The 17476-nt window shown below is 65.1% G+C and carries 15 protein-coding genes; 1 reads left to right on the top strand and 14 read right to left on the bottom strand.

Going from position 1 to position 17476, the window contains the following annotated elements; genetic code table 11:
- Positions 1–272 precede the first annotated feature (272 nt).
- The 4 genes from tal to ACODS0_RS21415 form a co-directional block, all read right to left on the bottom strand.
- Complete coding sequence (tal, locus tag ACODS0_RS21400) at positions 273–1220, bottom strand: transaldolase (protein ID WP_121422352.1); 948 nt, start codon at positions 1218–1220, stop codon at positions 273–275.
- Positions 1221–1227: 7 nt separating this feature from the next.
- A complete protein-coding gene (locus ACODS0_RS21405) occupies positions 1228–2310 on the bottom strand; it encodes an ABC transporter ATP-binding protein (protein ID WP_121422351.1) in 1083 nt (360 codons plus the stop codon).
- A gap of 132 nt (positions 2311–2442) precedes the next feature.
- Positions 2443–4581 carry an ABC transporter permease gene (locus tag ACODS0_RS21410; protein ID WP_370449771.1) on the bottom strand — a complete coding sequence of 713 codons (2139 nt, stop codon included), beginning with the start codon at positions 4579–4581 and terminating at the stop codon, positions 2443–2445.
- Between the two features lie 99 nt (positions 4582–4680).
- Positions 4681–5709 (bottom strand): ABC transporter substrate-binding protein, encoded by a 1029-nt coding sequence (locus ACODS0_RS21415; RefSeq protein ID WP_488837056.1) that lies wholly within the window; start codon positions 5707–5709, stop codon positions 4681–4683.
- A gap of 229 nt (positions 5710–5938) precedes the next feature.
- On the opposite strand from ACODS0_RS21415, the gene ACODS0_RS21420 reads away from it, so the two are divergent.
- Complete coding sequence (locus tag ACODS0_RS21420; protein WP_055394300.1) at positions 5939–6784, top strand: MurR/RpiR family transcriptional regulator; 846 nt, start codon at positions 5939–5941, stop codon at positions 6782–6784.
- A gap of 36 nt (positions 6785–6820) precedes the next feature.
- On the opposite strand, the gene ACODS0_RS21425 is transcribed toward ACODS0_RS21420, so the two are convergent.
- The 10 genes from ACODS0_RS21425 to ACODS0_RS21470 all read right to left on the bottom strand — a co-directional run bounded on the left by ACODS0_RS21425 (position 6821) and on the right by ACODS0_RS21470 (position 17447).
- Positions 6821–7804, bottom strand: a complete 984-nt coding sequence (locus ACODS0_RS21425) for a tripartite tricarboxylate transporter substrate binding protein (protein WP_431151911.1) — start codon at positions 7802–7804, stop codon at positions 6821–6823.
- Between the two features lie 126 nt (positions 7805–7930).
- Complete coding sequence (locus ACODS0_RS21430) at positions 7931–8863, bottom strand: electron transfer flavoprotein subunit alpha/FixB family protein (protein WP_488837058.1); 933 nt, start codon at positions 8861–8863, stop codon at positions 7931–7933.
- Complete coding sequence (locus ACODS0_RS21435; protein ID WP_176888366.1) at positions 8864–9613, bottom strand: electron transfer flavoprotein subunit beta/FixA family protein; 750 nt, start codon at positions 9611–9613, stop codon at positions 8864–8866.
- A 47-nt stretch (positions 9614–9660) separates the two neighbouring features.
- Positions 9661–10665 carry a tripartite tricarboxylate transporter substrate binding protein gene (locus tag ACODS0_RS21440; RefSeq protein ID WP_488837061.1) on the bottom strand — a complete coding sequence of 335 codons (1005 nt, stop codon included), beginning with the start codon at positions 10663–10665 and terminating at the stop codon, positions 9661–9663.
- 38 nt (positions 10666–10703) lie between these two features.
- Complete coding sequence (locus ACODS0_RS21445) at positions 10704–11711, bottom strand: Bug family tripartite tricarboxylate transporter substrate binding protein (RefSeq protein WP_487261981.1); 1008 nt, start codon at positions 11709–11711, stop codon at positions 10704–10706.
- Positions 11712–11788: 77 nt separating this feature from the next.
- Positions 11789–13036 carry a CaiB/BaiF CoA transferase family protein gene (locus ACODS0_RS21450; RefSeq protein ID WP_121422342.1) on the bottom strand — a complete coding sequence of 416 codons (1248 nt, stop codon included), beginning with the start codon at positions 13034–13036 and terminating at the stop codon, positions 11789–11791.
- Positions 13033–13869, bottom strand: coding sequence for an oxepin-CoA hydrolase, alternative type (locus tag ACODS0_RS21455; protein ID WP_218299088.1), 837 nt, complete (start codon positions 13867–13869; stop codon positions 13033–13035). The genes ACODS0_RS21450 and ACODS0_RS21455 overlap by 4 nt, the downstream gene beginning before the upstream one ends.
- 4 nt (positions 13870–13873) lie before the next feature.
- Positions 13874–15007: an acyl-CoA dehydrogenase family protein gene (locus ACODS0_RS21460; protein WP_488837064.1), complete on the bottom strand. Its 1134-nt coding sequence runs from the start codon at positions 15005–15007 to the stop codon at positions 13874–13876.
- Between the two features lie 10 nt (positions 15008–15017).
- Complete coding sequence (locus ACODS0_RS21465) at positions 15018–16226, bottom strand: acyl-CoA dehydrogenase family protein (protein WP_488837066.1); 1209 nt, start codon at positions 16224–16226, stop codon at positions 15018–15020.
- Between the two features lie 45 nt (positions 16227–16271).
- The gene (locus tag ACODS0_RS21470) at positions 16272–17447 is read right to left on the bottom strand and encodes an acetyl-CoA C-acyltransferase (protein WP_488837068.1); all 1176 of its coding nucleotides are present in this window, start codon (positions 17445–17447) and stop codon (positions 16272–16274) included.
- Positions 17448–17476: the final 29 nt, after the last annotated feature.

The following is a 17476-nucleotide window of genomic DNA, read 5'->3' on the forward strand; positions in this document are numbered from 1 at the left end:
GGTTTGCCCCGTAGCGAAGCGCAGGGGTCGCAGACTGGGGGTCGCCTTTTCTTTGCTTACTTTCTTTTGGCGAAGCAAAAGAAAGTGAGTCGCCTGCCGGGGCGACAACCCGGCCTCCGCCCTCAACACAAGCATGCTTTTCAAACCAGCGCGCCAAGGCTTCGAAAAGCTCAGCCCGAACGGTATGGGGCAAACTAGGGAACTATAAAAACAATAGCGGCTAGCGCTTTCTACACAAGCGCTAGCCGCCAAAACCACTAAAAATGCTGACCTTAAGCCGCCAGAATCAGCTTCTCCAGCTTCACCGCATCCACCGCAAACGCCCGAATCCCCTCGGCCAGCTTCTCCGTCGCCATCGCGTCCTCGTTCAGCGCATAGCGGAACCCCGCCTCGTCATAGTTCACCGCTGGCAGATCCATCCCCTTCGCAACGCCAGCATCCAGCGCCCGCTGCAACGGCGCATCGCTCGCCGCCAGCTGCGCCAGCAGCTCCGGCGCAATGGTCAACAGGTCGCACCCAGCCAGCGCCGTGATCTGGCCCACGTTGCGGAAGCTTGCACCCATCACCTCGGTGGCAATGCCAAAACGCTTGTAGTGGTTGTAGATCTGCGTGACCGACTGAACGCCCGGGTCGTTGGCGCCCGCGCGCGCGGCCTCATCCCAGCTCGCGCCCGCCTGCTTCTTGTACCAGTCGTAAATGCGGCCCACAAACGGGGAAATCAGCTGCACCTTGGCCTGGCCGCAAGCCACGGCCTGGGCGAACGAGAACAGCAGCGTGAGGTTGGTGTGGATGCCCTTGCGCTCCAGCTGGGCAGCGGCCTGGATGCCCTCCCACGTGGCCGCGATCTTGATGAGCACGCGGTCGATGTGGATGCCTTCGGCCTGGTACAGCTCGATGATGCGCTCGGCGCGCGTGACGGTGGCGCTGGTGTCAAAGCTCAGACGCGCATCCACTTCGGTGGAGACGCGGCCGGGCACGTGGGTCAGGATTTCGCAACCAAAACGCACCAGCAGGCGGTCGATCACCTCGTCCATGGCGCGCCCTTGCCACTTGGCGACGGTGTCCTTGAGCAGGGGCGCGTATTCTGGCTTTTGCACCGCCTTGAGTATCAGCGAAGGGTTGGTCGTGGCGTCCTGCGGACGGAACTGGGCCAGTTGCAGAAAGTCGCCGGTGTCGGCAACCACGGTGGTGAACTGTTTGAGGGCGTCGAGTTGGTTCATGGCGCCATTATTCCGCATCACGTTGGGCACCTTCGGTACTACCAACCACCGATACGCCGTGGACACCCAGGCTCAGCTGCACGTCATCACCCACGGCCAGCACATCATCCAGGTCGGACGACACCACAAAGATGTGGCCGAGCGTGGTGTCAAAGGTGTATTCGTGCACCGCGCCCAGGTAGGCCCGCTTGTCCAGCCGGGCGGGCAGCAGGCCCGCGCCCTGGCGGTGAATACGCCAGGCCTCCGGCCGCACCGCCACCTTTACCGGGCCGCTCTTCACCGCCATGCGGGGGCGCAGCACCAGCGGGCCGAGTGCCACCGTGCCGTCAGCGTCGGCCACGGCGGGGAACAGCATCGCCTCGCCCATGAAACCGGCCACGAACTCGCTGTGCGGGGTTTCGTACAGCGCGCGCGGCGAGCCCTTCTGCGCAATCAAGCCCTGGTTCATCACGATGATCTGGTCGCTCACGGCCATGGCCTCGGCCTGGTCGTGTGTGACGTAAGCCACCGTGAGCGACAGGCGCTGCTGCAGCGCGCGGATCTCTTCGCGCATCTCACGGCGCAGGCGGGCGTCGAGGTTGGACAAGGGCTCGTCGAACAGCAGCACCTCGGGCTCCAGCACCAGCGCACGGGCCAGGGCCACGCGCTGCTGCTGGCCGCCCGAGAGTTCACTGGGCAGGCGGTCGTCATAGCCCACCAGGCCCACGCCGCGCAGCGCCTCCACGGCCTTGGTGCGTGCCTGCTCCTTGGGCTGGCCCGACATGCGCAGGCCGTACATCACGTTTTCCACCACGTTCATGTGCGGGAACAGCGCGTAGCTCTGGAACATCATGCTCACGTTGCGCTGCGCGGGGCCGAGTGTGGTCACGTCCTTGCCGGCAATGAAGATCTCGCCCGAGGTGGGCGACTCCAGCCCCGCGATCATGCGCAAGGTGGTGGTCTTGCCGCAGCCCGAGGGGCCGAGGATGGTGGTGAGCGTGCCGCGCGGCACCTCAAAACTGATGCCCTTGACGGCCAGGGCCGCACTGCTGTCGCTGCCGTAGCGCTTGGTGATGTTGCGGAACACGATGCCCGCGTCGTTGTTGTTCATGGTTGTCTTTTCAATTGACGATTGCGCCTAGCAACTGGCGCGGTCCAGGCGTGGGACGCCGAGCAAGGGCCGCCCCGTAGCGAGGGCGTCGCCCCCCTGGGGGGAAGGCGCCGAAGGCGACTCAGGGGGGGGTCATAAGCCACCGCGCCGACCGAGTTTGCGGTCACCCACCAGCAGCTGAATGAGCCCGATGGAGGCCGACATGAGGATGATGAGCACCGTGCAGTACGCCAGCGCCACGCCATAGTCGCCATTGCCCACGCGGCCAATGATGTAGGTGGTGGCCAGCTCGTTCTCGGCGGTGACCAGGAAGATCACCGCACTCACGGTGGTGATGGCGCGCACAAAGCTGTAGACCAGCGCCGCCACCAGCGCAGGCTTGAGCAGCGGCAGCACCACATGGCGCAGCGTCTGCACACTGCCTGCGCGCAGCATGACGGACGCTTCATCCAGCGACCGGTCCAGCTGCTTGAACGCCGCCGTGCCCGCCCGCACGCCCACCGGCAGATTGCGGAACATGAAGCACAGCACGATGATGAGCGCCGTGCCTGTCAGCTCGAACGGTGGAACGTTGAAGGCCAGGATGTAGCTCACGCCCAGCACCGTGCCCGGGATGGCGAAGGCCAGCAGCGCTGCAAACTCGAACGCGCCCTGCCCCCGGAACTCGGTGCGCGCCAGCAGCCACGCAATGCCGATGCCCAGCGTGGCCGTGAGCGGCGCCGAGATGGCCGCGAGCTTGAGCGTGGTGAAAAACGAGTTCCACGCGGTGCCCGCCCACACCACACCAAATTCGCCCCACTCCACACTGAACGCCGTGCGAAAGTGCGCCAGCGTGATGGTGTAGTCGCGCCCCCAGGTCTGCACAAAACCGCCCGCCAGCGCAAACAGGTAGACGATGAGGGTGAAGGCCATCCAGGGCAGCGCGATGGAATGCACCACGCGGCGCACACCGGTGGGCAGCGGCATGGCAATGCCCGCGTCGCCCTTGCCCGACACGGTGGTGAAGTTCTGCTTGCCCAGCAGCCCGCGCTGGATGGCGAACACGGTGAGCGCAAAGAACGTGAGGATCCAGGCCAGCGACGCGGCACGCCCCTGGTCGTACTGCGCACCCACGATGGCAAAGAAGATTTCGGTCGAGAGCACCGAGAACTGCCCGCCCACCACGATGGGATTGCCGAAGTCCGCCATGCTTTCGATGAAGCCCACCAAAAACGCGTTGGCCAGGCCGGGCTTGAGCAGCGGCAGGGTCACGGTCATGAAAGTGCGGTGCGGGCTGGCGCGCAGGGTTTGTGCGGCCTCTTCCAGGCTGGGCGCCACGCCCTGCACCACGCCGCGCATGATCATGAAGGCGATGGGCGTGAACGCAAAGGTCTGCGCCACCCAGATGCCCAGCCAGCCGTAGAACCAGCGCGTGGGCGTGATGCCGAACGCGTATTCCAGAAACTGGTTGAACACCCCGGCACGGCCAAACAGCAGGATGAGCCCCAGGCCCACCACAAACGGTGGCGTGATGATGGGCAGCAGCGCCACGATGTTCAGCGGCCGCGCATAGCGGCGCGACGCGCGCTCGGCCATCAGCGCCATGAAAGTGCCCAGCAGCGTGGTGCTGGTGGCGGTCATCAGCCCCAGGAACAGCGTGTTCCAGGCCACGCCGCAGCGCTGGCCACCCGCCAGGCACGAGAGACCAAAGTTGCGCTCGTGCGCAATGCGCTCCCACACCACGGCCAGCGAGAACGGGCCGTCCTCCAGAAAAAACGCAGCCGACAACGCCTTGAGCACCGGGAACACGATGAACAGCGCGAGCAGGCTGCCACAGCCCACCACCGCAGCCGCTACGAACAGATCGCCTTTGAAAAATCCTCGCCGTGCCACGCCAAACGACAGCAGCACCAGCAGCGCTGACAACACCACAAACCCGCCCCAGCCCATGCCGGGCTGGCGCGCACCCAGCTCGCCCAAGCTGGTGTTCATCCACTCAAAGGCCCAGCCGCGTGCGCCAATCGCAAAGCCACTGAGCAACAAGGCCACAAGCCCCAGCGCGCCCCCCGCCGCAAGCACGGCGCCCTGCTTGCGTCCCGCAGGCAGGCAGGCGCCCAGCCCCGCCACGGCCAGACCGGCCAGGCCTAGCCAGAGCCAGGGCCGACCAAACAATGCCGCCTGCATGAGCCCGTTGGCCGCCTGTTCGCCGCTGAAAACCTGGCCCACCGCGAGCAGGCCATTGGCATCCTGCTGCGCATACCAGGGGAACACGAGATAACCCAGCACGCCCACGACCAGCCAGACCCACAAGGGCCGGTTGACCGAGGCGCTGGGTGCTGTGGTTCGGAGGGTTGCGTGCGCCGCCGCTGCTGCTGCCGACACCACCACCCCTTAGCGCGCCGCGTTCTGCACGTCTTTTTCCCAGCGCGCAATCAGGCGGCGACGCTCGGCGCTGGCGCCGTATTTGGCGTAGTCGTAGTTGATGAGCTTCATCTTGGAAGGGTCGGTCATGCGCGGGTCCTTGGGCACCTGCGTGTTGCTGGGCAGCTGGAACTGCTTGGCCGCCAGGCCAAACTGCTGGCCGCCTGGCGTGAGTGCCCATTCGTAGAACTTCTTGGCGGCCTCGGTGTTGGGGCCGTTCTTGACGATGCTCATGGAGCCCACCTCGGCGCCCGTGCCTTCCGAAGGCGTGACCGAGCCCACGGGGAAGCCATTGACCGCCTCAGTGGTCACGTCGTGCACGAAGCTCACCGACACCGTGGTCTCGCCCCGGGCGGCCGCCTTGACGGGCGCCGTGCCCGAGCGGGTGTAGGTGCTGATGTTGGGGTGCAGGGCCTTGAGGTATTCAAACGCCTTTTCCTCGCCCATCATCTGCACCAGCGTAGCGATCATGGTGTAGGCCGTGCCACTCGATGCCGGGTTGGCCATCTGCACCTCGCCCTTGAACTCGGGCTTGAGCAGGTCAGCCCATGACTGTGGCGGGTTGAGCTTGCGCTTGGCCAGCAGCTCCTTGTTGTAGCCAAAGCCCAGCGGGCCCAGGTACACGCCCACCGTGCGGTACTTGGAATCCGCCGCCTGCTTTTGCGCCCAGGGGTACAGCTGCGGCAACTGGGGCGATTTGTATTCGAGCGTGAGGCCCTGCTCGGCCGCCTGCAGGTGCGGGTCGCCCGTGCCGCCAAACCAGATGTCGGTCTTGGGGTTGGCGCGCTCGGCGTTGAGCTGCGCCAGTGCCTCGCCTGAGCCCTTGGCCGTCATATTGACCTTGGTGCCGGTGGTCTTGGCGTACACCGTGGACATCAGGTTGCACCACTCAGCCTGCACCGAACAGATGATGTTGACCTGGCCTTGGGCCCAGCTGCCGGAGGCGGTGGCCACCAGGGCCGCACCGGACAGAAGTTTCGTCAGCAAAGGTTTGCGCATGGGAGTCTCCTCAGTATCTGGATAACGTGATTAACGCGATGCAAGGATGCTAGTCCTGCAGGCAGGCCAGGGTCAGGGGGGAAACTCCCAGACTGGGTGCAAGCAGGTTGAAAGGCGGGGATGGCGCCCTCCCCGCCGCCTTGGGAACCAAGTTACATTAAGAATGGTTCCCCCAAACCTGTTCGAAGGCCTCACCTGAGCAGCCCGCGCTGCACACCCTGACTGAGACATGCTCGACCGCATCACCGCCTCCCTGCCCTCCCTGGCCCCCGCCGAACAGCGCGTTGCCCGGCTGGTGCTAACCGACCCACGCACTTTTGCACGCCTGCCCGTGCGTGAACTGGCCGAACGCGCGCACGTGAGCAAACCCACGGTGGTGCGCTTTTGCCGCAGCATGGGGTATGACGGACTGGCAGATTTCAAGCTCAAGCTGGCAGGCAGCGTGAGCGAAGGCGTGCCCTTCATCCACCGCAGCGTGGACGCCGACGACAAGACCGGCGACGTGCTGGTGAAGGTGGTGGACAACGCCGTGGCGGCCTTTTTGCAATACCGCAATGCCGCCAGCACCGTGGCGCTGGAGCGTGCGGCCGAGGCGATTGCAGCCACCTGGAAAACCGGCAAACGCATCGAGTTCTACGGCGTGGGCAACTCGGGCATCGTGGCACAGGACGCGCAGCACAAGTTCTTCCGTCTGGGCGTCACGTCCATTGCCACCAGCGACGGCCACATGCAGGTGATGAGCGCGACCCTGCTGGGCCCGGGCGATTGCGCGGTGATCATCTCCAACTCGGGCCGCACCCGCGATTTGATGGACGCCGCCGACATCGCCCGCAAGAACGGCGCCACCACCATCGCCATCACCGCCAGCGGCTCGCCCCTGGCCAGCACCTGCCAGATCCACCTGGCCGCCGACCACCCCGAGGGCTACGACCGCTACAGCCCCATGGTGTCGCGGCTGATGCACCTGCTCATCATCGACGTGCTGGCCACCTGTGTGGCGCTGCGCATTGGCAGCTCGCTGCAGCCGATCCTGCAGCAGATGAAAGAGAACCTGCGGGCCAAGCGCTACGCGTAAATCCTGGCCGTCAGGCCAGGCCGGGTGCACACCTTCTCAGTCCAGCGTGACACCCGCGTCGCGGATCACCTTGCCCCACTTGGTCGTTTCAGCAGCCAAGAAGGCATCGCACGCCTCCGGTGTGGTGCCCTCTCCGAAGGTACCCATGGTTTCGAGCTTGGCTTTGGTCTCTTCACTCTGGATGATGGCGTTCACCGCGTCCGACATGCGCTTGACAACGTCGCGCGACGTGCCGGCGGGAGCAATCATGCTGGCCCAGGTGCTGCCCAGCATGCCCGGCACGCCCTGCTCGATGAAGGTGGGCACGTCGGGCAACATGGGCAAGCGCTTTTCGCTGGCCACGCCGATGAGGGTGATGCGGCCTGCCTTGGCGGGCTGAATCAGGTTGGGCGGAGGGTCGAGGAACAAAGGCACCTGGCCGCCGAGCAAATCCGTCAGCGCCGGCGCGGCGCCGCGGTAGGGTATATGGACCATGAAGGTCTTGGTGAGTGACTTGAGCAACTCGCTGGTCAGGTGCGCGGCAGAGCCCGTGCCTGACGAGGCAAAACTCACCTTGCCCGGGTTGGCCTTGGCATAGGCCACGAGTTCCTTCACCGTCTTGAACGGTGCATTGGGGGCCACCGCTGCCACCAGTGGAGAAACACCCAGCAGCGACACCCCCACCAGGTCCTTGCGCGGGTTGTAGGGCAGCTTGGGGTAGAGCGTGGTGTTGGCGGTAAAGGCCGGAATGACCACGCCAAAGGTGTGACCGTCCGGAGTGGACTTGGCGACAGCATCCACGCCGATGATGCTGTTGGCGCCGGGCTTGTTGTCGATGACAACCGACTGACCGAACTGCTTTTGCAGGCCCAAAGTCAGCAGACGCGCCATCTGGTCGGTAAACCCGCCCGCCGTGTAGGGCACGATGATCTTGATCGGCTTGCTCGGCCAGGCCGTTTGTGCCAGCGCGGGCAGGGCAGCGCTGGCCAGCGCTGCGCCAGCGGCTTGCACGACACGGCGGCGGGAAAGGGAAGCGTTCATGGTCTTGTCTCCTTGGTCTTTTTTAGTCAAAACAGGCTGTAGCGCTTTCCAATCAGGCGCAAACAGCTATGTTTTCAATAGCACCCGAATCGCGGTGCCGGATGCCTTGCTCCGTATGCGCTGCTCCTACAGCGCCTTCACCAGCTCCGGCACAGCCGTGAACAGATCCGCCTCCAGCCCATAGTCGGCCACGCTGAAGATCGGCGCCTCAGGGTCCTTGTTGATCGCCACGATCACCTTGGAGTCCTTCATGCCCGCCAAATGCTGGATGGCGCCAGAGATACCCGCTGCGATGTACAGCTGCGGCGCCACGATCTTGCCGGTCTGGCCCACTTGCCAGTCGTTGGGGGCGTAGCCTGCGTCCACTGCGGCCCGGCTGGCACCCAAAGCGGCGCCCAGCTTGTCGGCCAGCGGCGTCATCACTTCGTCGAACTTTTCCTTGCTGCCGAGGGCTCGGCCACCGGAGACGATGATCTTGGCGGCCGTGAGTTCGGGGCGGTCGCTCTTGGCGATTTCGCTGCCCATGAAGCTGCTCTTGCCAGCGTCTGCGGTGGCTGCGGCGGTTTCAACGGCTGCGGAACCGCCCGTGGCGGCTGCGGCGTCAAAGCCCGTGGCGCGCACGGTGATGACCTTTACGCTGTCGGCGCTTTGCACGGTGGCAATGGCGTTGCCGGCGTAGATGGGGCGCTCGAAGGTGTCGGCAGAAATCACCTTGGTGATGTCGCTGACCTGCGCCACGTCCAGCTTGGCGGCCACGCGGGGGGCCACGTTGCGGCCGCTGGCGGTGGCGGGGAACAGGATGTGGCTGTAGTTGCCTGCGATGGCGAGCACTTGCGCGGCCACGTTCTCGGCCAGGCCGTGTTCCAGGCCAGGGGCGTCGGCGTGGATGACCTTGGCGACGCCGGCGATCTGGGCGGCTGCGGCGGCGGCTGCACCGGCGTTGTGGCCAGCCACCAGCACGTGCACGTCGCCACCGCAGGCCACAGCGGCCGTCACGGTGTTCAGCGTGGCGCCCTTGACGGACGCGTTGTTGTGTTCAGCAATAACGAGTACCGACATTTAGATCACCTTCGCTTCGTTCTTGAGTTTCTCGACCAGAGCGGCCACGTCGGCCACCTTGATGCCAGCACCGCGCTTGGCGGGCTCGGTGACTTTGAGGGTCTTGAGGCGCGGCGCTACGTCCACGCCGAGGTCTTCGGGCTTGACTGTATCGAGCTGCTTTTTCTTGGCCTTCATGATGTTGGGCAAGGTGACGTAGCGGGGCTCGTTCAGGCGCAGGTCGGTGGTGATGACCGCTGGCAGCGACAGCTGCAGGGTTTCCAGGCCGCCGTCCACTTCACGCGTCACGCTGACCTTGTCGGCCGACAGTTCAACCTTGTTGGCGAACGTGGCCTGGGGCAGGTCGGCCAGGGCCGCGAGCATCTGGCCGGTCTGGTTGGCGTCGTCGTCGATGGCTTGCTTGCCCAGGATGATGAGAGAAGGCTGTTCTTTGTCGACCAGGGCCTTGAGGATCTTGGCAACGGCCAGGGGCTGCAGCTCGACGTCGGTCTCGACCAGGATGGCGCGGTCGGCCCCAATGGCCATGGCAGTGCGCAGGGTTTCCTGGCACTGGGCCACGCCGCAGGAAACTGCGATGACTTCGGTCACCAGGCCTTTTTCTTTCAGGCGCACGGCCTCTTCAACGGCGATTTCGTCAAAGGGGTTCATGCTCATCTTCACGTTGGCGATGTCTACACCCGTGTTGTCCGATTTGACGCGGACCTTCACGTTGTAGTCCACCACGCGCTTGACAGGGACGAGAACTTTCATGGGATTGTTTTCCTTGATTTTTGTTGTGGGAGTGCGGGTGCGCAGGCTTACTCGTTCGAGATGCCCTTGTCACGGATCACAGTACCCCACTTGACGTAGTCCTGCTGAATGCGGCGGGCCATCTTGTCGGGCGCTTGGTATGCAGCGATGGCGCCTGCAGTCAACAACTTGTCCTGCGTGTCCTTCTCGGCCAGGATTTGCTGCACCTCGGTTGCGATGCGGTCCACCACGGCTTTGGGCGTACCGGGCGGCGCCAGCAGACCACCCCACGAGACGGCCTCGTAGCCCTTGAAGCCCTGCTCGGCGATGGTATTGACATCGGGCAGCATGGCAACGCGCTGGGGCGACCCTACTGCGATGGCGCGCAGCTTCCCCGTCTGGATGTGCGGTAGCGCAGCCACCAGGTCGGCGTACATCAGCGGCACCTGGCCGCCGATGGTGTCGGTAATGGCGGGCACGCCCCCTTTGTAGGGAATGTGCTGCATTTCAAAGCCCCCCATCTGCTTGAGCAGCTCCATGCTCAAATGGCCAAAGCTGCCCGCACCTGAGCTGGTGTAGTTGAGCTGACCTGGACGGGCCTTGGCATGGGTAATGAGCTTTTGCAGATCGGTCACAGAAGGCATCTGGGCAGGATTGACCACCACGACGATGGGCAGGTCGTACACCGTGGCCACGGGCGTGAAGTCTTTCACCGTGTCGTAGCCCGCCTTCTTGTACAGGTGCGGCGCCAGCAGCGTGGGCGTGGCCAGCATCATCAGCGTGTAGCCGTCGGCCGGGCTCTTGGCCACCTGGGCGGCAGCGATGGAGCCCGAAGCACCTGCACGGTTTTCCACCACCACGGGCTGGCCCAGCCGTTCGGCCAGGCGTTGGCCCACGATGCGCGAGGCAGTATCGGTAGGGCCGCCTGCCGGGAAGGGCACCACCAGCTTGATCATCCTGGTGGGCCACGCTTGCGCGTGGGCCGAGGCCGCGCCCCACAGGGCGCTGGCCGCCAGAGCGGCGGACACGGCCAGCACGGCGCGGCGGGCTGCGAAGGTGCGAGAGACAAACATTGGGGTCAAAACGGGCTCAGGTTGTTGGAGGGGTTGCATCAGTCCAGCTTGGCGCCGGACACCTTGACCACGCGCTCCCAGACGGGTGCATCTTTTTTGAACTGGGCGCCGAACTGTTCGGGGCTGCTGCCGACGGGGATGAAACCCATCTGCTGGATGCGCTCACGCACCTCAGGCAGCGCAATCACGGCCTGCAGCTCGCGGCCCAGGCGGGCCACGACCTCCGGCGGGGTGTTGGCCGGGGCGCTCATGCCCAACCAGCCTGTCACCTGGAACACCTCGTCCTTGATGCCCTGCTCGGCCATGGTGGCCAGCTTGGGAAGCGCATCCATGCGCTGGGTGCCCGTCACGGCCAGCGGCTTGAGGCGGCCGGAATCAATGTACGGCCGGGCCGACTGCAGGCTGGCAAATGCCATTTGCAACTGCCCGCCCACCAGGTCCTGCAGCATGGGCGCCTCGCCCCTGTAGGCCACATGATTCATGTCGGCCTTGTGCTTGTCGGACAGCCAGGCGCCAGCCAGGTGGGCATACGAGCCCATGCCCCACGAGCCGTAGGCGACCTTGCCCTTGTTGCGGTCGATATAGCTCATCAGCTCGGCCGCGGTGGACACCGGCAGCTGCGGATGCACCAGCAGCACCACCGGAGCCAGGGCGATCTGCGTGATGAGGGCCTGGTCCTTTTGCGGCTGGTACGGCAGGCGCTCGTACAGGTACTGGTTGATCAGCATGGTGGTACCCAGCGACACCAGCAGCGTGTAACCGTCGGCCGGTGACTTGAGCGCCTGGTCGGTGCCGGTCACACCGCCGGCGCCGCCACGGTTGTCTACCAACACGGGCTGGCCCAGGCGGGCCGAGAGCTTCTCGCCCAGCGTGCGGGCGGTGATGTCGGTGGCGCCACCGGCCTGGTAGGGCACGATCAGCTTGATGGGCTTGCTGGGCCAGGCATCTTTGCCCGACTGGGCCAGTGCGGAACCCAGCAGGCCGGTGCTGGCCAAGGCGGCCAAGCCCTGCAGGACGCGGCGGCGGTGAATGCGGGTGATGTTCATGTTTGTCTCCTGGTTGAGGTTGAAATTTGCTCTAGCGCTTACCTAACAAGCGATTGAAGCTATTATTTTTATAGTATTTAGAGCGATGGAAGCGTGAGCACGCCCTTGTCGCGCAGGGCTTCAAGCTCTGCCTCGGGCAGCTGCAGCAGTTGCTGCAGCACCTCCCGCGTGGCGGCGCCCAGCGTGGGCGGGGCGTTGCGGATGGGCAGGCGCTGCCCATCGAGTCGATAAGGCGGCGCGAACACATGCGTAGTGCCCGCCACGGGGTGGGGCATTTCCTGCAGCAGGCCGCCGCGGCGCGTACGCTCGCTGGTCAGCGCCTCGTGCAGGCCGGCCACCCTGCCGCAAGGGATGCCAGCAGCGCTCAGGCGTTCGAGAAGCACATCACGCGGGAAGCTGGCGATCAGCGCCTTCATCTGGGGCAACAGGGTCAGTCGATTGCGGGCACGCTCGACATTGGTGGCGTAACGTGGGTCTTCGACGATATCCGGACGCATCACCACCTGGCGGCAGAACTTGTCGAACTGGCTGTTGTTGCCCACGGCGATGATGAGCGGACCATCCTGTGCCTCGAACATGCCGTAGGGCACGATGGACGGGTGGGCATTGCCGTAGCGCTGCGGGTCGTGGCCCAGCAGCATGGCGTCGAGCCCGTAGTAGCCGGTGATCATTAGGCCGCAGTCGTACAGCGCCATTTCGATGTGGCGGCCCTTGCCCGTAGTGCTGCGGCGAAACAGCGCGGCCAGCACGGCCTGCGCCGCGTACATGCCGGTCATCATGTCCACGGCAGCCACGCCGAACTTCAGCGGTGGCTGGCTGGCCTCGCCGTTCAGCGCCATCAGCCCGGCCTCGCCTTGAATCACCAGGTCGTAGCCGGGTCGCTTGGCCTCGGGGCCGGAACTGTCGTAGCCCGCCACCGAGCAGTAGATGAGGTCGGGCTTGATGGCCTTAAGCTGCTCGTAGCCCAGGCCCAGCTTCTCGGCACCACCGGTCTTGAAGTTCTGGATCACCACATCGCACTGCGGCAGCAAATCGCGGATGATCTTCACGCCTTCGGGCGTCTGCAAATCCACCGTGATGGACCGCTTGTTGCGGTTCATGCTGTTGTAGTAGGTGGTCTCGGTCTTGCCGATGCGCATGCCCCAGTCGCGGGTGTCGTCGCCCCGGCCGGGGTGCTCCACCTTGATGACGTCAGCGCCAAAGTCGGCCAGCACCTGGCCACACAGCGGCCCGGCAAACACGCGCGAGAGGTCGAGCACGCGCACGCCGTCGAGCGGGAAGTCCATGCCCTCGGGCAGCGGGGGTGTCGGTGTTGTAGTGGTCATTTCGTAGTGTCGGGTTGGGTAGCGGCAGTGGCAGGAGCCTGGCGCAAGCGTGCGAAATCGGCCGGGCGCTTTTCCAGAAACGCAGCGATGCCTTCGCGGGATTCTTCGGTGGCCTGTGACAGCACCATCAGCTGTGCCTCAAGCTCCAGCTGGTCAGCCAGCGGCTGCACATAGGCGCTGCGGCACAGGGCCTTGATGTTCGCCATCGCGGTGTCAGGCCCGGTGGCAACTTGCGCAGCCAGGGCCACGGCCTGGGCGAGTGCCTCGCCCGGCTCGGCCAGGCGGTTGACGGGGCCGAGCGCATGCAGCCGCTCACCCGAGATGCGTTCGCCCGTGAGGCACAGCTCGGTCAACACCTGGCGGGACACAAACTCGGCCAGGAAGGCGGTAGCACCGCCGTCGGGCGTGAGGCCCACCTTCACATACGCGACCGAGAACACGGCATTGCGCGCAGCCACCAGCATGTCGCAGGCCAGCGCCAGCGACAGGCCGGCGCCCGCCGCAGCGCCCTCCACCGCGGCAATGACCGGCTTGCGGCAATCGCGCACGGTGCGGATCAGGTCGTGCAGGCCTTCGAGCTTGGCGCGGCGCTCTTCCACGGGCAGCTCGCGCCGCTTGGCCAACTGGCGCAGGTCGCCGCCCGCGCAAAAGTGCCCGCCTTCACCCGTGAGCACGATGGCGCCCACGGTGGGGTCGGCCTCGGCCTGTGCCAGTGCCTCGGTCAGCGCTGCATAGAACGCGGGCGACAGCGCATTGCGCGCGGCAGGGTTGTTGTTGGAGAGCACGAGCACCGCGCCCTCACGGCGTTGCAGCAGAGGCAGTGGCTGCTCCATGGCTTCAGCTCCGACCCAGCGCGATAAAGCGCGCCAGGTGGTGGTCTTCATCGCCAAACTGGTGGTCCACCATAACGAGGCGCTTGGCGTAGTGGGACAGGGGCAGCTCCCACGTCATGCCAATGCCGCCGTGCAGCTGAATGCTTTCTTCAGCCACCAACGCTCCGATGCGGCCCATGGTGACCTTGGCGGCCGACAGCGCGCGCTCGCGCTCGGTGCGGTCGGTGCTGTCCATCGCGGCCGCTGCGTTGATGACTGCAGAGCGCGCCTGCTCCACTTCCAGCAGCAGGTCGGCCATGCGGTGCTGCAGGGCCTGAAAGCTGCCAATGGGCACACCAAACTGCTTGCGCGTTTGCAGGTATTCCAGCGTGTGCTTCTTGGCCACATCCATGGCGCCCAGCGCCTCGGCGCACACGGCCAGAATGCCCCAGCCCACGGCATGTTCCAGCGTGGCAAAGCCCTGCCCTTCAGTGCCCAGCAGTGCATCGGCACCCACCTGCACATTCTGCAAGCTGACTTCTGCCACACGGCCGCCATCGATGCGCCCCATGCCACGGCGGCTCAGGCCTGCGGTATCGGCGGGCACCAGGAACAGCGAGATGCCGTCTTCATCGTCCACAGCGCCCGCTGTGCGGGCACTGACCAGCAGCATCTGCGCCTGGTCACCATGCAACACCACGGCCTTGTGGCCCGTCAGCAGCCAGCCATCGCCACTGCGCACGGCGCGGGTGGTCACTCGGTTCTGGGCATAGTGCGCGCCGGGTTCCTCATGCGCCAGTGTGGCCACGGTGCTGCCGTCGATGATGCTGGCAATGTGTTCCTTTTGCGCAGCGCTGCCCGCCAGGCCCAGTCCCCGGCCCACCACCAATGCGCCCACAAAGGGCTCCACCACCAGGCCTGCGCCCAGGGCTTCAAACACCACGGCCACGTCAAAGCCCGCGCCGCCAAAGCCGCCATCGGCCTCGGGGAACAGCGCGCCAATCGCACCCAGCTCCGCAAAGCGGCCCCACAGCGCTGCGTCCATGCCGCTGTCGCCGTAGGCGATGTGGTTGCGGATTTCGATCCCGTACTGCTCGGCCACAAAACGGTTCAAGGTGTCCGCCAGCATGCGGCGGTCTTCGGTATGTTCAAAGTTCATCGCAGCGGCCTCACAAACCAAGGATCATTTTGGAAATGATGTTCTTCTGAATTTCATTGGAGCCGCCAAAGATCGACAGCTTGCGGTAGTTGAAGTAGTTGGCGGCGGCCGTGGCCGCCTCTTTCGGGCCCACGGGTTCGTCGGCATAGCCTTCGTACTGCGCTTCTTCGATGAAGGGCAGCGCGTACGGGCCCACCGCACGGCGGATGAGCGAGAGGATCTCCTGGCGGATTTCGGTGCCACGGATCTTGAGCATCGAGCTTTCCGCCCCCGGCACGCCGCCACCGGCCACGGCGGCAATCACGCGCAGGTTGGTGGTCTTCATGTTCTCCAGGTCAATCTCAACCTGGGCCATGCGGGCGGCAAACAGCGGGTCCTGGTCCAGCGGCTGGCCGTTCTTCATCACCTTGGCGGCCACCACCTTGAGCTTGGCCAGTGCGGCAATGCAAAAGCCCACGCCTGCAATGCCGGTGCGCTCGTAGGTCAGCAAATACTTGGCGTAGGTCCAGCCCTTGTTTTCCTCGCCCACCAGGTTTTCTACCGGCACCTTCACGTCGGTGAAGAACACCTCGTTGACTTCCTTGTCGCCATCCAGGGTGCGGATGGGGCGCAGCTCCACGCCGGGCGATTTCATGTCCACCAGCAAGAAGCTGATGCCCGACTGGGCCTTGGCCTCGCGGTCGGTGCGTACCAGGCAGAAGATCATGTTGGCGTGCTGGCCCTGGGTGGTCCAGGTCTTCTGGCCATTGACGATGTAGTGGTCGCCTGTTTCGTCAGTGACTCGCACTGCCGTGGTCTTGACCGAAGCCAGGTCCGAGCCCGCGCCGGGTTCGGAGTAGCCCTGGCACCACCAGTCCTCGCCGCTCAGGATGCGCGGCAGCCAGTATTTTTTTTGCGCCTCGTTGCCAAACTTGATGAGCACGGGGCCCAGCATGTTCACCCCAAAGGGTACGATGCGCGGGCCACCGGCCAGGGCGCATTCGGTGTCGAAAATGAACTTCTCGACCGCACCCCAGCCGGGGCCACCGTATTCCTTGGGCCAGTGGTTGGCCAGCCAGCCGCGCTCGTTCAGGATGGCGTGCCACTCGTCCTGGTCGGCCTTGGACAGGCGCTGCCCGGCCTTGACCTTGGTGGCAATGCGTTCGGGCAGCTTGGCTTTCAAGAAAGCCTGCACCTCGGCGCGGAAGGCTTCTTCTTCGGGGGTGAAATTCAGGTCCATATCGGGTCGCTTGCAGTGTTCAGAGTTCGCTGGTGTGGCGCTGGGTCAGAAAATTTCAAAAAGGCCTGCAGCGCCCATGCCGCCTGCAATGCACATCGTCACCACGCCGTACTTGGCCTTGCGGCGGCGGCCTTCGAGCAGCAGGTGACCCACCAGGCGCGCGCCGGTCATGCCAAAGGGGTGGCCAATGGCAATCGCCCCGCCGTTCACGTTCAGCCGCTCGGACGGGATGCCCAGGCGGCGCTGGCAGTACAGGGCCTGCGAGGCAAAGGCTTCGTTCATCTCCCACAGGTCAATGTCCTGCACCGTGAGGCCGTGGCGCGCCAGCAGCTTGGGCACCGCAAACACGGGGCCAATGCCCATCTCGTCGGGCTCGCAACCGGCCACAGCAAAGCCGCGGAATGCACCCAGAGGCTGCAGGCCCCGGCGCTCGGCTTCTTTCGCTTCCATGAGCACGCAGGCGCTGGAGCCGTCGGACAGTTGCGAGGCATTGCCTGCGGTGATGAACTGGCCAGGGCCCTTCACCGGCTCCAGCTTGGCCAGGCCTTCCAGCGTGGTATTGGCGCGGTTGCAGTTGTCGTGCGTGGCGGTCACTTCGCGGTAGGTGACCTCGCCGGTCTCCTTGTTCTTTTCCATCATGCGCGTGATGCAGGGCACGATCTCGTCAGCAAACACCCCCGCCTGCTGCGCGGCGGCGGTGCGTTGCTGGCTTTGCAGCGAAAACAGGTCTTGGTCTTCACGGCTGATGCCGTAGCGGCGGGCCACGATGTCAGCGGTGTCGATCATGGCCATGTAGAGGTCGGGCTTGTGCTCTTGCAGCCAGGGGTCGATGTCTGCCGGGTTGCCGGGGCGGATGGCCGAGATGCTTTCCACCCCGCCCGCCACCATGGCGGGCACGCCTTCGGCCACGATGCGGCCTGCGGCAATCGCCACCGACTGCAGGCCCGACGCGCAAAAGCGGCTGGCCACCATACCCGCCACCGACAGGGGCAAGCCCGCACGCAGCGCGGTCTGGCGGCCAATGTTCTTGCCGGTGATGCCCTCGGGGTAGCCACAGCCCATCACCAGGTCTTCGATCAACTCGGGGTCGATGCCCGAGCGCTCCACCGCCGCCTTGACGGAAAAGGCCGCCAGCTGCGGGCCGGGTGTGGCATTGAACTCGCCACGGTGCGACTTGGTCAGCGGGGTGCGGGCGGTGGAAACGATGACGGCTTCACGCATGATTTGCTCCTTATTTGGTAGCTGCTTGC

It is taken from the genome of Acidovorax sp. FG60 (assembly GCF_057808995.1).

Coding starts and splice junctions, on each gene's coding strand:
- ACODS0_RS21460 (WP_488837064.1), bottom strand. CDS start 15,007: ATGAACTTTGAACATACCGAAGACCGCCGCATGCTGGCGGACACCTTG.
- ACODS0_RS21425 (WP_431151911.1), bottom strand. CDS start 7,804: ATGAACGCTTCCCTTTCCCGCCGCCGTGTCGTGCAAGCCGCTGGCGCA.
- ACODS0_RS21405 (WP_121422351.1), bottom strand. CDS start 2,310: ATGAACAACAACGACGCGGGCATCGTGTTCCGCAACATCACCAAGCGC.
- ACODS0_RS21445 (WP_487261981.1), bottom strand. CDS start 11,711: ATGAACATCACCCGCATTCACCGCCGCCGCGTCCTGCAGGGCTTGGCC.
- ACODS0_RS21465 (WP_488837066.1), bottom strand. CDS start 16,226: ATGGACCTGAATTTCACCCCCGAAGAAGAAGCCTTCCGCGCCGAGGTG.
- tal (WP_121422352.1), bottom strand. CDS start 1,220: ATGAACCAACTCGACGCCCTCAAACAGTTCACCACCGTGGTTGCCGAC.
- ACODS0_RS21430 (WP_488837058.1), bottom strand. CDS start 8,863: ATGTCGGTACTCGTTATTGCTGAACACAACAACGCGTCCGTCAAGGGC.
- ACODS0_RS21415 (WP_488837056.1), bottom strand. CDS start 5,709: ATGCGCAAACCTTTGCTGACGAAACTTCTGTCCGGTGCGGCCCTGGTG.
- ACODS0_RS21470 (WP_488837068.1), bottom strand. CDS start 17,447: ATGCGTGAAGCCGTCATCGTTTCCACCGCCCGCACCCCGCTGACCAAG.
- ACODS0_RS21435 (WP_176888366.1), bottom strand. CDS start 9,613: ATGAAAGTTCTCGTCCCTGTCAAGCGCGTGGTGGACTACAACGTGAAG.
- ACODS0_RS21450 (WP_121422342.1), bottom strand. CDS start 13,036: ATGACCACTACAACACCGACACCCCCGCTGCCCGAGGGCATGGACTTC.
- ACODS0_RS21420 (WP_055394300.1), top strand. CDS start 5,939: ATGCTCGACCGCATCACCGCCTCCCTGCCCTCCCTGGCCCCCGCCGAA.
- ACODS0_RS21455 (WP_218299088.1), bottom strand. CDS start 13,869: ATGGAGCAGCCACTGCCTCTGCTGCAACGCCGTGAGGGCGCGGTGCTC.
- ACODS0_RS21440 (WP_488837061.1), bottom strand. CDS start 10,665: ATGTTTGTCTCTCGCACCTTCGCAGCCCGCCGCGCCGTGCTGGCCGTG.